The organism is Mycobacterium sp. (assembly GCF_035697385.1).
Lineage (GTDB): Bacteria > Actinomycetota > Actinomycetes > Mycobacteriales > Mycobacteriaceae > Mycobacterium.
Genome location: NZ_DASSCY010000242.1, coordinates 1 through 14,776, shown reverse-complemented (window position 1 = coordinate 14,776; position 14,776 = coordinate 1). Strand labels below are relative to the sequence as shown.

Below are 14,776 nucleotides of genomic sequence, written 5' to 3'. Positions count from 1 at the left end.
ATCGGTGCGGGTGTCACATGGGCGGCCGACAACCGCACCGTCTACTACAGCACCGTCGACGACGCGTGGCGGCCAGACACCATCTGGCGCCACCGGATCGGCGCCGGGTTGCCCGCCGAGAAGGTGTACCACGAGCCCGACGACCGGTACTGGCTCGCTGTCGGCCGCACACGCAGCAACTCCTACATCATCATCGCGGCAGGCAGCGCCGTCACCTCCGAGATGCGCTACGGCGACGCCGCCGACCCGCAGGCCGAGTTCACCGTCGTGTGGCCGCGCCGCGACCTGGTCGAGTACTCCGTCGAGCACGCGATCGTCGGCGGTGAGGACCGCTTCCTGATCCTGCACAACGACGGCGCGGAGAACTTCACCCTCGTCGAGGCTCCGGTCAGTGAGCCCACCGCTATTCGCACGCTGATCGAGCATCGCGACGACGTGCGGCTCGACGCGGTCGACGCGTTCGAGGGACACCTGGTGGTCAGCTACCGCAGCGAGGCGCTTCCGCGGATCCAGCTGTGGCCGCTCTACGCCGACGGCGGCTACGGCCGCCCCGAGGACATCACATTCGACTCCGACCTCATGTCGGCGGGCCTCGGCGCCAACCCGAGTTGGAGCTCACCGAAGCTGCGGATCGGTGCGACGTCGTTCGTCACCCCGGTGCGCATCTACGACATCGACCTGGCCACCGGGCAGCGCACGCTGCTGCGTGAGCAGCCGGTGCTCGGCGACTACCGGCCAGAGGACTACGTGGAGCGCCGTGACTGGGCGGTCGCCGAAGACGGTGCGAGGGTGCCGATCTCGATCATCCACCGAATCGGCCTGCAGTACCCGGCGCCGACGATGCTGTACGGCTACGGTGCCTACGAGTCGTGCGAAGACCCGCGGTTCTCGATTGCCAGGCTGTCGCTGCTCGACCGCGGCATGGTGTTCGCCATTGCGCACGTGCGCGGAGGCGGCGAGCTGGGCAGGCCATGGTACGAACACGGCAAGATGCTGGAGAAGAAGAACACTTTCACCGACTTCATCGCCGTCGCAAAGCATCTCATCAACGCCGACGTCACCCGTCCGGAGAACCTCGTCGCATACGGTGGCAGCGCAGGCGGGCTGCTGATGGGCGCGGTCGCCAACATGGCACCGCAGCTGTTCGCGGGCATCCTGGCTCAGGTGCCCTTCGTCGACGCGCTTACCACGATCCTCGACCCGTCGTTGCCGTTGACGGTCACCGAATGGGACGAGTGGGGAAATCCGTTGGAGGACAAGGACGTCTATCACTACATGAAGTCCTATGCGCCCTACGAGAACGTCGACGCGAAGGAGTACCCGCCCATTCTGGCGATGACCTCGCTCAACGACACCAGGGTCTATTACGTCGAGCCCGCGAAATGGGTTGCGGCGCTGAGGCACACCAAGGTCGGCGACCATCCCGTGTTGCTCAAGACCGAGATGAACGCCGGCCACGGGGGTATCAGTGGACGCTACGAGCGCTGGAAGGAAGCCGCGTTCCAGTACGCCTGGCTACTGGACGCCGCCAAGGCCAACCACGAGGGCGGCGCCTACGAAGACGACCTGCTCGACCGTGCGTAACGGCCGTGAGCCTGTAGTTGTCGAGACGTTTTGCGGGTGGAGGCCTCGATAGCTACAGGCTCGCGGTAATCTAGGCACTGTCAAGATCCCCGGCTATGATGGCCGGATGAGCAGGGACACCTACCACCACGGCGATCTGAAGGCCGTCATCCTGGCGCAGGCAGCCACGCTGGTGGCCCAGCGCGGCGCCGACGGCATCTCGCTGCGTGAGCTGGCCCGAGCCGCTGGGGTGTCGCACGCCGCGCCCGCGCATCACTTCACCGACCGACGTGGGCTGTTCACCGCGCTGGCGGCCGAAGGCTGGCGCAAGCTGGCAGTCGCGCTCACTGGCGCCCGGCCGAACTTCGTCGACGCCGCGCTCGCCTACGTGCGGTTCGCGCTCGATCATCCCGGCCACTACGCGGTGATGTTCGACAGCTCGCTGGTGAACCCCGACGACCCGGAACTCGTCGCTGCCCAGAATGCGGCAGGGGCGGAGCTGGCGCACGGTGTCGGCACGCTGAAGGACCCACGCGCCAAGACCGATCCAGAAGCCGCCGCGCTCGCGGCCTGGTCTCTGGTGCATGGCTTTTCGATGCTCTGGCTCAACAAGGCGATCGACGCCGACGGTGACCCCATGGCCGAAGTCGAGCGCATCGCCCAAATGTTGTTCGCCGGGTAACGTGCGGGCATGACCGACACCCCACTTGGCAACATCGAACTGACCACGCTGGACGGCAAAGCCACCACGCTTGCCGAATTGGCCGACGGGGCCGCGCTGGTCGTCAACGTCGCCTCGAAATGTGGCCTGACACCGCAATACAGTGCGCTGGAGCAGATCGCGAAGGACTACGGCGACCGCGGACTCACGGTGATCGGAGTGCCGTGCAATCAGTTCATGGGCCAGGAACCCGGCACCGCCGAAGAGATTCAGACGTTCTGCTCGACCACCTACGGCGTGACGTTTCCGCTGCTCGCCAAGACCGACGTCAACGGTCCTGACCAGCACCCGCTATACGCCGAGCTGACCAAGACGCCCGATGACGGCGGCGAGGCCGGTGACGTGCAATGGAACTTCGAGAAGTTCCTGCTCACGCCGGACGGACAGGTGGTCAAGAGGTTCCGCCCGCGCACGGTTCCCGATGCGCCCGAGGTGATCGCCGCCATAGAAAAGGTCTTGCCGCGATAGCTGAACGACAGCCGCCGTACGAGTGTCGGCAACCGAACAGACACCTGACGTTGCCACACTGAACATGTGGCTGGACAACTGATCGTCTCGATCTCCGGGATCAGCGACCGCACGCTGGCCGACGTCGACATGTTCTCCTCGCAGCTGGACCGGCGCGGGGTTCCGGTGTCATTCCTTGTCGCACCGAGGATCAAGGGTGGTTACCGGCTCGATTCCGATGCTCCGACGGTCGAGTGGCTGGCCGCTCGGCGGGAAGCCGGCGGAGCTGTCGTGCTGCACGGCTTCGACGAGGCCGCCACCAAGAAGCGTCGCGGAGAGTTCGCGACATTGCCTGCGCACGAGGCGAATCTGCGGCTGATGGCCGCTGACCGGGTGCTCGAACATCTGGGACTGCGAACGCGACTGTTCGCGGCTCCCGGCTGGACGGTATCGCAAGGCACGGTGACCGCGTTGCCGCGCAACGGCTTTCGCTTGCTTGCCGGATTGAGCGGAATCACGGATCTGGTCCGTCGGGCGACAGTGCGGGCTCGGGTGCTCGGCATCGGCGAGGGCTTCCTGACCGAGCCGTGGTGGTGTCGAACGTTGGTGCTTTCCGCCGAGCGAACCGCGCGGCGTGACGGCATCGTGCGCGTCGCGGTGGCGGCGCGGCACCTGCGTCGACCCGGTCCGCGTCAGGCGATGCTGGACGCCGTCGACCTCGCGCTGATGCACCAGTGTGTGCCCGCGGTCTACGAGTGGCGTCCGAACCCCGCCCTTACCGACGCCGCCTGACACGCTTTACCGTAGCGACGTGGACGCTGATGTCATTGTGGTTGGCGCTGGACTGGCCGGCCTGGTAGCCGCCTGTGAAGTGATCGAACGTGGCCGCCGCGTGCTGATCGTGGACCAGGAGAACTCCAACAACGTCGGGGGCCAGGCATTCTGGTCGTTCGGTGGACTGTTCTTCGTCGACAGCCCCGAACAGCGGCGGTTGGGCATTCATGACAGCCACGAACTGGCGTTGCAGGACTGGCTGGGCAGCGCAGGATTCGACCGGCCGGAAGACCATTGGCCGCGGCAATGGGCACACGCCTACGTCGACTTCGCGGCCGGCGAGAAGCGAAGCTGGTTGCGCGAGCGCGGCCTGCAGACCTTCCCCGTCGTCGGCTGGGCCGAACGCGGCGGCTACGACGCCCGTGGTCACGGAAACTCGGTGCCGCGCTTCCACATCACGTGGGGCACCGGGCCCGCAATCGTGGAGATCTTCGCCCGCAGGCTGCGCGGCGCGTCCAATGTGCGATTCGCGCACCGCCACCGGGTCGACGAGCTGATCGTCGAGGACGGCGCGGTGGTCGGGGTGCGTGGTGCGGTGCTGGAACCGTCGACGGAGCCGCGCGGGGTGGCGTCGTCGCGAAACACCGTGAGCGACTTCGAATTCCGCGCGCAGGCGGTCATCGTGGCCAGCGGCGGAATCGGTGGTAACCATGATCTGGTGCGGCAGAACTGGCCGCCGCGGATGGGGCGGGTGCCAGAACAGTTGATCAGCGGTGTGCCTGCGCATGTCGACGGCCGGATGATCGGTATCACCGAATCCGTTGGGGCGCGGGTGATCAACAGCGACCGGATGTGGCATTACACCGAGGGCATCACCAACTACGACCCGATCTGGCCGCTGCACGGCATCCGGATCCTGCCAGGGCCCTCGTCGTTGTGGCTCGACGCCCACGGCAAACGCCTGCCGTCGCCGCTGTATCCGGGCTTCGACACGCTTGGCACGCTGGAGTACATCGCGAAAACCGGTCGGGACTACACCTGGTTCGTGTTGAACGCCCGCATCATCGCCAAGGAGTTCGCGCTGTCGGGTCAAGAGCAGAACCCGGACCTCACCGGCCGCAGCGTGCGCGACGTGCTGGCTCGGGTCCGACCAGGAGCGCCGAAGCCGGTGCAGGCCTTCGTCGACAAGGGTGTCGACTTCGTCAGCGCAAACTCGTTGCGGGAGTTGGTGTCCGCGATGAACTCCGTGCCCGACGTGCTTCCCGTGGACTATGCCACCGTGGAGGCCGAGGTCACCGCGCGTGACAGGGAAGTGGCTAACAAGTTCACCAAGGACACCCAGGTCATGGCGATCCGTGCCGCGCGTGGGTATATCGGTGACAAGATCAGCCGCGTCGTCGCCCCGCACCGGCTCACCGACCCGAAGGCGGGTCCGCTGATCGCGGTCAAGTTGCACATCCTGACGCGAAAGTCCCTGGGCGGTCTGGAAACCGACCTCGACGCCCGGGTGTTGCGTGCCGACGGCACCGTGTTCGACGGGCTGTACGCAGCCGGCGAAGCCGCGGGGTTCGGCGGTGGCGGTGTGCACGGCTACCGCTCGCTGGAGGGCACGTTCCTCGGCGGCTGCATTTTCTCCGGTCGGGCGGCTGGCCGCGCCGCGGCGCGCGCGGCCGCCTAGAACCTAGAAATCCGTGCCGTTCTCGGGTTCGAGCACCTGAAAGTCGGTGTCGGTCATCTCCGACAGCCGACCGTAGAAGATGCCGCGGGCGCTCGGGTCGATGATCGCCTGATGGATGGGCACCGCATGCGTCGGCGCCACGGCCCGTAGGTAATCCACCGCCTCCGAGATCTTCATCCACGGCGCGGCTGCCGGAGTGGCCAGCACGTCCACCGGCTCACCGGGCGGGTAGAGCGCGTCACCAGGGTGCATCAGCCGGGCGGGATGATCGCCGTCGCCGACGAGATACGAAATGTTGTCTATGACAGGGATTTCGGGGTGAATCACGGCGTGCTTTCCGCCGACGCCCCGCACAGTCAGATGCCCGACGCTGAACTCGTCGCCGACATTCACGGCGCGCCACGGCTCGCCGAGTTGAGCGGCGGTCTGCGGGTCGGCGTACAGGGCCGCCTGCGGATTGCCGTCGAGGAGCGCTGGCAGCCGTTCGGTGTCAGCATGGTCAGGATGCTGATGGGTGATCAGGATCGCGGAGAGCCCGGTGATGCCCTCGAAGCCGTGCGAGAAGTTGCCCGGATCGAACAGCACCGAGGTATCGCCGAAACTTGCGAGTAGGCATGAATGGCCGAAATGCGTCAATTGCATGCTTATAGTGTGGCCCGCAGGGGGTGCGGAAACATGCGATTGATGCTGGCGGTGGCCGTGGCGACCTGCGGTTTGGCCATCGCGCCTGCAGGGGGAGTGGCGCAGGCGGTGCCGGGCGAATGTCCGCCGTTTTGCGACGCCATCCCAAATTCCGCATGGATCGCGCCCGCCGCCATCCCGCTCGACGAGGTGTACAAATGGCCCGGCCTGGCCGGTTTGGCGGTCACGGCGTCGCCAACCAGGTTTGGATTCGAGGCGCTGTGCGACAGCCGGCCGATTGCCGACGACGCACGCGCATACGTGATCGCCGAGCGGGCGGTGGTACCGAACCCGGCCGGCCAGTGGAACCTGGCGGTGCAGGTGATGCATTGGCGCGGCGACACCGCGTGGGGTGGGACGACGGCGCTGGACACCCTGGAGACCGCCAGGGCAAGGCTGCGGGACTGCCAGGCGACGGCTCCGCTGGCTTCCCCGTCGGTCACCACTGACCAGCCCGAGCAGATCGCCGCGGTGATCAGCGTGGCCGGTGAGCAGGTGATGCACGAATACCTGCTCGCTCACCCCAGCAGCAGCTCCGTCGTGGAGCTGGCGATGTGGTCCACGTTGCCGCCGCAGGTGGACTGGCCCGCAGTGGCCGATGCGCAGGTTTTCGAGGCGATGACCGCGCCGTTGTGCAGCGCATATCTCGGATCGTGCCGGTGAGGCGGTGCGGACGTAGCCGCAGGTACAGTTGTCGCGTGGCAAGGGTGGTAGTGCATGTGATGCCGAAGGCCGAGATCCTCGACCCGCAGGGGCAGGCGATCGTCGGCGCCCTGGGCCGTCTCGGCTTCAACGGCGTGTCAGATGTGCGGCAGGGCAAGCGTTTTGAGCTCGAGGTCGACGACGGCATCGACGACGAGACCCTTGCCGAGATAGCAGAGTCGTTACTGGCGAACACCGTTATCGAGGACTGGTCGGTCAGCAGGGAGCCATCGTGACAGCACGTGTGGGGGTGATCACATTCCCGGGCACGCTCGACGACGTCGACGCGGCGCGAGCGGTCCGGTTGGCGGGTGCCGAAGCGGTCAGTTTGTGGCACGCCGACGCCGACCTCAAGGGTGTGGACGCCGTCGTGGTGCCCGGCGGCTTCTCGTACGGCGACTATCTGCGCTGCGGCGCGATTGCGAAGTTCGCGCCGGTGATGGGTGAGGTGGTTTCCGCCGCTGGCCGCGGATTGCCAGTGTTGGGGATTTGCAACGGTTTTCAGGTGCTATGCGAGGCGGGACTGCTGCCGGGCGCGTTGACGCGCAACGCCGGACTGCATTTCGTCTGCCGGGATATCTGGCTCGAGGTCGCGTCGAACTCGACGGCGTGGACGTCGCGCTATGAGCTGGGCGCCGACCTGCTGGTGCCGCTGAAGTCCGGCGAAGGCCGCTACGTCGCCAGCGAAAAGGTGCTCGACGAGCTCGAGGGCGAGAACCGGGTGGTGTTCCGCTACCGCGACAACCCGAACGGCTCGCAGCGCGACATCGCCGGCATCAGCTCGGCAAACGGACGCGTCGTGGGCCTGATGCCCCACCCCGAGCACGCGACCGAGGCCCTGACCGGCCCGTCTGACGACGGTCTCGGCCTGTTCTACTCGGCGCTGGACGTCGTGCTGGCCGCCTGACTTCTGGCGGTCCGGTCCGTGGACTCGACGAATGCGGTCAGAGCTGCCGAGTGTCTAGCCGCACCTCGTCGGCCGTATTTACGAAGTAAGCCGCTGCCCCGGCGGTCTCGCTGACAGCTTCTACGAAAACGCTCCCTCGGTAGAGCAGGCCTGCGCCGTCATCGGTGGCGTACCCAGCCGGTAGCGTCCCGTCGGCGATGAGCCGCTGGAACAGCGGCCGTCGCTGCGGTTCGGAGTTGTAGTGCACGCCGTTGGCGAATGGCACCAGGGCCAGGCCGTCGGTGACGGGGCGCAGGTCGGGACCGAAGGAGTCGGTGGTGCCGCCGACATGCCAGCAGATGGAGCCGGCGGAGATGCCAGTGAGCACGACGCCCGCCTCCCACGCGCGACGCATCGCCGCGTCCACACCGTGCAATCGCCACATGGCAAGCAGGCCTGCAACGCTTCCGCCGAACACCCAAACCACGTCCTGGTCGAGCAGCAGGCCGTCGATGTCGTCGACGTTCGGCATCGGAAAGAGCGACAGATGCGAGGCGAGCCACCCGCGCACACGAGCCGCCTCGTATAGATGGTGCAGCAGTCCGATGTCGTCGCCAATTGCGGTCGCCAGGAAGCAGACTCGCGGTGCCCGGCCTGTCACGCCGGACACCTCGACCGCGAATTCGCTGAGTGCACTGAACTCAAACCGGGTCCGATCGCCTGAGCGGATGCCACCGCTGGTTGCCAGGATGGTTGGAGCGTCGGCGGGCATGGGTCGAACCTACAGGCCAGAATTCGTGCACTGGAGCCTGCTCGCAGCGGCTTAGGGTCGATCTACGGGCGACCCGCTACGCGGGCCGATAAGAAAAGGGACCCCACCATGTACAGAGGACGACGGAGTGTCCGTGTCATTGGCACCGCGCTGGCGACCGGAGCAATGATGTGGGCCGCGGCAGCGCCGGCGGCGGCCTGGCCCTTGCCGTTGACCTCGGACGAGACGAACTACCTCAATGCGATTCGCGGCAACTTTCCCGGTGACGACGACCAGCTTCTGCTGGCGGGCAAGCAGGCATGCCGGCTGCTCTATACCGGCCAGCCCGCATCAGCCGTCATCGGTTCGACAGCGGCCCAGTACGGCGCCAGCCCCGACCAAGCCGCCGGGCTGGTGAGCGCCGCGCGCGGCACGATGTGCACACAAGCGCCCGGCTGACCGGTCGCTAGAGTCGCTCCATGGTGGCCGAGCCTCTGATCGCGTGGCTTCTGGAGTCTGATCCGACCCTGCGCTGGCAGGTCGAGCGCGACCTCATGGGCAAGCCGGCCGAGGTTTGGGAAGCCACGCGGGCACGGATCGCGACCGAAGGCTTCGGCGCGCGCCTTCTCGAACTTCAGGACGCCGACGGCCAATGGGCAGGCGGCGCGTTCTTCCCCGCAGACTTCGATTTTGACGAGTCTGAGGCAACTCAAGCTGGACAGCCCTGGACCGCCACGACGTGGACGCTGAACTCGTTGCGGGAGTGGGGCCTTGACGCCATCGCCTTGCGGGAGCGCCGCACGGCCGAACTGCTCGCCGAGAACTGCCGCTGGGAATACGACGATCTGCCGTTCTGGGGCGGCGAGGTGGACTGCTGCATCAATGCCTGGACGGTGGCCAATGGTCTGTGGCTTGGCGCCGACATCACCGGCATCGTCGACTGGTTCGTCGAACATCAACTGCCCGACGGCGGCTGGAACTGCGAGTGGGTCGAAGGCTCGAGGCGATCGTCGTTTCACTCGACGCTCAACTCGCTCAAGGGACTGCTTGCGTTCGACGCGGCCACAGGCGGCACCGACACCACACGCGCTGCACGGCACACCGGGCAGGAATACCTCCTGCAGCGCAGGCTTTTCCGCCGTCTGTCGACGGGCGAACCGGTCGCTTCGTGGGTAGACCAGTTCGCCTATCCCTTCCGTTGGGTCTACAACGTGCTCAACGCTGCCGAGTACTTCCGTCAGGCTTCGCTGCTTGACGGTGTGGCGCCGGACCCGCGCATGAGTGGGGCGATCGAGCTCATCCGCTCCGTAAGACAGCCCGACGGCACATGGCTGCAGGCCGGCAGGCAACCCGGCCGCGTGTGGTTCGAGGTAGACGTACCAGCCGGCGAGCCCTCGAAGTGGCTGACGCTGTTCGCAACTCGGGTGCTGGCGTGGTGGGACTCACGACACTAGGGGGTAAGTGCGACCGAGGCTTCTGCGGTGTAGCACAGGAACGTCAGCGTCTCCTGCAGATACAGCTGCACCGTCTCGGCGTCGTGGGACAGGTATCCGATCGACACATCGGTGCCCAACTGCAGATCGAAATCGCCGCCGCGCGTGGACATTACGAACGCGCCGTCGATGGCGGGCGCCCAGATGATTTCACCGTCGACGAGCCGGTTGAGGTGCTCGCGGATCGGATAGCCGTGTTCGGTGGTCTCGCTGACCTTGGTGTAGACGTCGGCCGACAGCAGCACCGAGTACGGCCCGTCGACACCGGCCAGCCGCAGCTCGGAAAGCGCCTGGGCGATCACGTCGGGGATTTCTCGCGCGTCTTCGGGCAGGGCTAGCGCCGGGTTCGAACTGCACGCCCGGATACCCTCGATGGAGGCCGCCTCGTAACCCTCGAAGATGGCCCGGTCCTCGACGAACGCCAGCTTCTTGGCGGCATCCTTGACCGGATCCCAATCCGAGTCCTGCGACCCGCGCTCGACATCGTCGATGGCCGTTCGGGCCACAGTGAACGGCACCCGCAGCCGCACCAGCGGCTTGCTGTCGCGCAGGTGGGCGACGACGCCGTCACCGGGCGGAATGACGTCGCGCAGATGGCCGGTGCTGATCGCCGCGGTCACCGGCCCACCGGGCTCGCTGACGTCGACCACCCGACGTCCGGCGATGTGCCGCTTGAAGGTGCGTGTCGCCTCCAATTCGATTTCCGTCCAGGCAGCTTCGGTCACCGGAGCTAGATCGCGGTACAGGTTGTTCATCGAGGAGATCCTTTCAGGCTGCCGATCCCGAGTGATCCGGCATATGCGACCTGGGCCGCCACCGGCAGTTCGGCCTCGGATGCCGAATCGGGAAGTGGTGGTGGGTCATTGAGGAAGTCGGTGATGGGGGTGAAGAACATGCCGCCGGTGACGGCGGTCGAAAAGTCGAGCACGCGATCGGTGTTTCCGGGCGGATCACCGATGAACATGTTGTTCAGCATCTTCTCGGTGACCGCGGCGGTGCGTGAGTATCCGATGAAGTACGTGCCGAATTCGCCCTTTCCGACCTCGCCGAACGGCATGTTGTGCCGGACGATCTTCAGCTCGTTGCCGTCCTCGTCCTCGATGACATTAAGGGCCACATGCGAATTCGCGGGCTTCACGGCGTCATCGAGCTCGATGTCGTCCAGCTTGGTTCGCCCGATGACACGCTCCTGCTCCTGCGTCGACAGCGAGTTCCACGAATTCATGTCGTGCACGTACTTCTGCACATGCACGTAACAGCCGCCTGCGAAATCCGGGTCCTCGGCACCGATCTGGGTCGCGCTGTCGGCCAGCGGTCCGTCAGGGTTTTCGGTGCCGTCGACGAAGCCGAGCAGGTCGCGGTTGTCGAAGAACCGGAAGCCGTGCACCTCGTCGACCACACTCAGCGCACCGGAGGCCTCGACGAGCTTGGTGGCCAGTTCGAAGCAGACGTCCATCGACTCCGCCCGGATGTGGAACAGCAGGTCGCCCGGCGTGGATGGGGCGTGATGGCGCGGTCCGTCGAGCTCGATGAACGGGTGCAGTTCGGCCGGCCGCGGACCGGAGAACAGCCGGTCCCACGCCTCAGATCCGATTGACGTCACCACCGACAGTCGCTTGGCCGGATCGCGGAATCCGATCGCCCGCACCAGTCCCGAGATGTCGGGCAGTGCGTCGTGGACGGCCTGTTCGCCACCCTGGTCAATCGTCGCCACCAGAAAGATGGCCGCAGGCGTCAAAGGCGCCAACACCGGCTGCGGCAATGGATCGGGCACCGTCTGACCTTAACGTCATGCGCGTCGGCCATGATGGTGAACCATGTCGGCTACCCCACAAGGGCTGTGCGAGTTCATCGACGCGTCGCCATCGCCGTTTCACGTCTGCCTGACCGCCGCGCAACGGCTCAGCGCCGCCGGCTTCACCGAACTTTCGGAGCGCGACCCGTGGCCGGGCGAAGGCCGGTTCTTCACCGTGCGGGCCGGGTCGCTACTCGCCTGGCGGGTCAGCGGAGACCCGAGTGCCCCGTTTCGCATCGTCGGCGCCCACACCGACAGCCCCAATCTGCGGGTCAAACAGCACCCGGACCGATTCGTCTCCGGCTGGCAGGTCGTCGCGTTGGCGCCCTACGGCGGTGCGTGGCTGAACTCGTGGCTCGACCGCGATCTGGGCATCAGCGGCCGGCTGTCGGTACGGGTCGGCGACACCATCGATCACCGGCTGGTGCGTGTCGACGAACCGATCCTGCGGGTGCCGCAGCTGGCCATCCACCTTGCCGACGACCGCAAGTCGGTGTCGCTGGATCCGCAGCGCCACGTCAACGCGGTTTGGGGCACCGGCGGTGGGACCAGATCGTTCATGGCCTTTGTCGCCGAGCGCGCCGGTGTCGATTCGTCCGACATCCTCGGCTTCGACCTGATGACCCACGACCTCACCCCATCGACGCTCGCGGGCGCGAACCGCGAGCTGCTCAGCGCGCCGCGGCTGGACAACCAGGCCACCTGTTACGCGGGGCTGGAGGCGTTCCTGGCAGCTTCAGAGTCGGGCGATTACCTGCCGGTGCTGGCGTTGTTCGACCACGAGGAGGTCGGCTCACAATCCGACCACGGTGCGCAGTCCGAGCTGCTGATCACCGTCCTGGAGCGGATCACTCTCGCCGCCGGCGGTTCGCGGGAAGACTTCCTGCGGCGGCTGCCTGCGTCGATGGTGGCGTCCGGCGACATGGCGCATGCAACGCACCCGAACTACCCGGAACGCCATGAGCCCAGCCACCTCATCGAAGTCAACGCCGGGCCGGTGCTCAAGGTGCAGCCGAATCTGCGCTACGCCACCGACGGGCGCACCGCAGCCGCATTCGCGCTGGCGTGCGCGCAGGCCGGGGTGCCGCTGCAGCGTTACGAACATCGGGCTGACCTGCCGTGCGGTTCGACGATCGGGCCGATGACATCCGCGCGCACCGGCATTCCGACCGTCGACGTCGGCGCAGCGCAGCTCGCCATGCATTCGGCACGCGAAGTGATGGGTGCCGACGACGTCGCCGCCTACTCGGCGGCGCTGGAGGCTTTCTTGTCACCCCGCTGATTTAGGGTCAGGGCCATGGCACTCAAGGTTGAGAACATCACTATCGACAGCAGCGATCCCGACACGCTGGCCAACTGGTGGGCCCAGGCGGTCGGTGGCGAGGTAAATGCCGTTGCCCCAGGAGAATTCGTCATCGTGGCCCGGCCCGACGGACCGGGGATGGCGTTCCAGAGAGTCGACGATCCGACCCACGGCAAGAACCGGGTGCACGTCGACTTCTCTGCCGCAGATCTAGAGGCAGAGGTGAAGAGGCTGGTTGATTTGGGCGCCGCCGAGACCGGCCGGCACAGCTTCGGGGAGGAGTTCCGCTGGGTCGTGCTGGCCGATCCCGACGGCAACGCGTTCTGTGTGGCGGGGCAGTGATCGCTACTTGATCCGCTGGGCGAGCATGCGCTTGCCCTCTTCTGCGCCCTTCTTGCTGTCGGCCTGTGCCTTGCGGAACAGGTCGGCGAGGTCGTTGTCGCCATCGCGCTCGGCGTCCTCAATGTAGGTCTCCAGGCGCAGCGCGTTCTCCAAACACTGCTCGGTGTACCAGATGAGGTTGTAGTTCTTGTCCTTGGTTCCGGTCACGTGGCCGGTTTCGCTTGTCGTGCTCACGTGTCACCTTCTTTCACATCATGTTTTACTGTGACGTAAATCGCCTACCCACGGGCTCCGGCGTGCAAACCGCCCTTTCGCGCGGACGGCCAAGGATGTGGTCGGCGCCAGTCTGACCGTGCGCGTCGCGTCGCGTTACCCCTAGTGATGCGGCCCAAACTAGACTGTCGACGTGACGTCCGGGCTCAGGCACGACCTCGACACTGTCGACCACGCCGCCGCCACTCCCGAAACACCGCAGCCGTTCCGCGAACTTGGCCTCAAAGACGACGAGTACACGCGGATCCGAGAGATCCTCGGGCGTCGACCCACCGACGCTGAGCTGGCGATGTACTCGGTGATGTGGAGCGAGCACTGCTCCTACAAATCGTCCAAGGTGCACCTGCGCTACTTCGGTGAGACGACCACCGACGAGATGCGGGCCTCGATGCTGGCCGGCATCGGTGAGAACGCCGGCGTTGTCGACATCGGCGACGGCTGGGCGGTGACGTTCAAGGTCGAGTCCCATAACCACCCGTCCTATGTCGAGCCGTATCAGGGCGCGGCCACCGGGGTCGGCGGTATCGTGCGCGACATCATGGCGATGGGCGCGCGGCCCGTCGCGGTCATGGACCAACTCCGCTTCGGCGCTGCCGACGCCCCCGACACTCGCCGCGTGCTCGACGGCGTGGTGCGCGGCATCGGCGGCTATGGCAACTCGCTCGGCCTGCCCAACATCGGAGGCGAGACCGTCTTCGACCCTTCGTATGCCGGCAACCCGTTGGTGAACGCCCTGTGCGTCGGCGTGCTGCGCAAGGAGGACCTGCACCTGGCGTTCGCGTCGGGAACCGGCAACAAGATCATCCTGTTCGGCGCTCGCACCGGACTGGACGGCATCGGCGGCGTTTCGGTGCTGGCGTCGGAGACGTTCGGCGGCGACGAGGGTGCGGGGCCGGGACGCAAGAAGCTGCCATCGGTCCAGGTCGGCGACCCCTTCATGGAGAAGGTACTCATCGAGTGCTGCCTCGAGCTGTACGCGGCAGGCCTGGTGATCGGCATCCAAGATCTCGGCGGGGCCGGATTATCCTGTGCCACATCCGAACTCGCATCGGCGGGTGACGGCGGCATGCGTATCGAGCTCGACACCGTGCCGCTGCGCGCCGCCAACATGACCCCTGCTGAGGTGCTGTCCAGCGAGTCGCAGGAGCGCATGTGCGCGGTCGTCGCACCTGAGAACGTGGACGCGTTTCTGGCGGTGTGCCGCAAGTGGGAGGTGTTGGCCACCGTTATCGGTGAGGTCACCGACGGCGACCGGCTGCAGATCACGTGGCACGGAGAGACGGTCGTCGACGTGCCGCCTCGCACCGTGGCGCACGAAGGCCCCGTGTATCAGCGTCCCGTCGCCCGCCCAGAAAGCCAGGATGCGC

18 protein-coding genes are annotated in these 14,776 nt (G+C 66.4%); 13 read left to right on the top strand and 5 right to left on the bottom strand.

Annotated elements, in window-relative coordinates:
• The 5 genes from VFH65_RS20380 to VFH65_RS20360 form a co-directional block, all read left to right on the top strand.
• Positions 1-1,584: S9 family peptidase (locus VFH65_RS20380; protein WP_353323860.1), on the top strand; the 1,584-nt coding region annotated here is incomplete at its 5' end.
• A 106-nt stretch (positions 1,585-1,690) separates the two neighbouring features.
• A complete protein-coding gene (locus tag VFH65_RS20375; RefSeq protein WP_353323859.1) occupies positions 1,691-2,245 on the top strand; it encodes a TetR/AcrR family transcriptional regulator in 555 nt (184 codons plus the stop codon).
• A gap of 9 nt (positions 2,246-2,254) precedes the next feature.
• Positions 2,255-2,752, top strand: coding sequence for a glutathione peroxidase (locus VFH65_RS20370; RefSeq protein WP_353323858.1), 498 nt, complete (start codon positions 2,255-2,257; stop codon positions 2,750-2,752).
• Positions 2,753-2,818: 66 nt separating this feature from the next.
• Positions 2,819-3,523 carry a DUF2334 domain-containing protein gene (locus VFH65_RS20365; RefSeq protein ID WP_353323857.1) on the top strand — a complete coding sequence of 235 codons (705 nt, stop codon included), beginning with the start codon at positions 2,819-2,821 and terminating at the stop codon, positions 3,521-3,523.
• Positions 3,524-3,542: 19 nt separating this feature from the next.
• Entirely contained in the window at positions 3,543-5,183 is a 1,641-nt protein-coding gene (locus tag VFH65_RS20360; RefSeq protein ID WP_353323856.1) for an FAD-binding dehydrogenase, read from the top strand.
• Positions 5,184-5,186: 3 nt separating this feature from the next.
• Here VFH65_RS20360 and VFH65_RS20355 read toward each other — a convergent pair whose 3' ends face one another.
• Positions 5,187-5,825 carry an MBL fold metallo-hydrolase gene (locus VFH65_RS20355; RefSeq protein WP_353323855.1) on the bottom strand — a complete coding sequence of 213 codons (639 nt, stop codon included), beginning with the start codon at positions 5,823-5,825 and terminating at the stop codon, positions 5,187-5,189.
• A gap of 33 nt (positions 5,826-5,858) precedes the next feature.
• On the opposite strand from VFH65_RS20355, the gene VFH65_RS20350 reads away from it, so the two are divergent.
• Genes VFH65_RS20350 through purQ form a run of 3 tightly spaced genes read left to right on the top strand, consistent with a single transcriptional unit; the run spans position 5,859 to position 7,473 of the window.
• The gene (locus VFH65_RS20350; protein ID WP_353323854.1) at positions 5,859-6,527 is read left to right on the top strand and encodes an ATPase; all 669 of its coding nucleotides are present in this window, start codon (positions 5,859-5,861) and stop codon (positions 6,525-6,527) included.
• Between the two features lie 35 nt (positions 6,528-6,562).
• Positions 6,563-6,802 (top strand): phosphoribosylformylglycinamidine synthase subunit PurS, encoded by a 240-nt coding sequence (gene purS / locus VFH65_RS20345; protein WP_325335588.1) that lies wholly within the window; start codon positions 6,563-6,565, stop codon positions 6,800-6,802.
• Complete coding sequence (purQ, locus tag VFH65_RS20340) at positions 6,799-7,473, top strand: phosphoribosylformylglycinamidine synthase subunit PurQ (RefSeq protein WP_353323853.1); 675 nt, start codon at positions 6,799-6,801, stop codon at positions 7,471-7,473. Before purS ends, purQ begins: the two co-directional genes overlap by 4 nt.
• A 37-nt stretch (positions 7,474-7,510) precedes the next feature.
• On the opposite strand, the gene VFH65_RS20335 is transcribed toward purQ, so the two are convergent.
• Positions 7,511-8,224 (bottom strand): peptidase E, encoded by a 714-nt coding sequence (locus tag VFH65_RS20335; RefSeq protein ID WP_353323852.1) that lies wholly within the window; start codon positions 8,222-8,224, stop codon positions 7,511-7,513.
• Between the two features lie 108 nt (positions 8,225-8,332).
• Here VFH65_RS20335 and VFH65_RS20330 point away from each other — a divergent pair, with 108 nt between their 5' ends.
• Both VFH65_RS20330 and VFH65_RS20325 read left to right on the top strand, forming a co-directional pair.
• The gene (locus VFH65_RS20330; RefSeq protein WP_353323851.1) at positions 8,333-8,662 is read left to right on the top strand and encodes a DUF732 domain-containing protein; all 330 of its coding nucleotides are present in this window, start codon (positions 8,333-8,335) and stop codon (positions 8,660-8,662) included.
• A gap of 20 nt (positions 8,663-8,682) precedes the next feature.
• Positions 8,683-9,657: a squalene cyclase gene (locus tag VFH65_RS20325; RefSeq protein ID WP_353323850.1), complete on the top strand. Its 975-nt coding sequence runs from the start codon at positions 8,683-8,685 to the stop codon at positions 9,655-9,657.
• On the opposite strand, the gene VFH65_RS20320 is transcribed toward VFH65_RS20325, so the two are convergent.
• Positions 9,654-10,451, bottom strand: coding sequence for a family 1 encapsulin nanocompartment shell protein (locus VFH65_RS20320; protein WP_353323849.1), 798 nt, complete (start codon positions 10,449-10,451; stop codon positions 9,654-9,656). The genes VFH65_RS20325 and VFH65_RS20320 overlap by 4 nt on opposite strands.
• A complete protein-coding gene (locus tag VFH65_RS20315) occupies positions 10,448-11,470 on the bottom strand; it encodes a Dyp-type peroxidase (RefSeq protein WP_353323848.1) in 1,023 nt (340 codons plus the stop codon). Before VFH65_RS20315 ends, VFH65_RS20320 begins: the two co-directional genes overlap by 4 nt.
• Positions 11,471-11,513: 43 nt before the next feature.
• Between VFH65_RS20315 and VFH65_RS20310 the strand changes: the two genes are divergently transcribed.
• Both VFH65_RS20310 and VFH65_RS20305 read left to right on the top strand, forming a co-directional pair.
• Complete coding sequence (locus tag VFH65_RS20310; RefSeq protein WP_353323847.1) at positions 11,514-12,773, top strand: M18 family aminopeptidase; 1,260 nt, start codon at positions 11,514-11,516, stop codon at positions 12,771-12,773.
• Positions 12,774-12,788: 15 nt separating this feature from the next.
• Positions 12,789-13,136, top strand: coding sequence for a VOC family protein (locus tag VFH65_RS20305; RefSeq protein ID WP_353323846.1), 348 nt, complete (start codon positions 12,789-12,791; stop codon positions 13,134-13,136).
• 3 nt (positions 13,137-13,139) lie between these two features.
• Here the strand turns inward: VFH65_RS20305 and VFH65_RS20300 are convergent, their stop codons facing one another.
• A complete protein-coding gene (locus tag VFH65_RS20300) occupies positions 13,140-13,370 on the bottom strand; it encodes a hypothetical protein (RefSeq protein WP_353323845.1) in 231 nt (76 codons plus the stop codon).
• A gap of 172 nt (positions 13,371-13,542) precedes the next feature.
• Here VFH65_RS20300 and purL point away from each other — a divergent pair.
• A partial coding sequence (gene purL, locus VFH65_RS20295) for a phosphoribosylformylglycinamidine synthase subunit PurL (RefSeq protein ID WP_353323844.1) occupies positions 13,543-14,776 on the top strand: 1,234 nt, incomplete at its 3' end.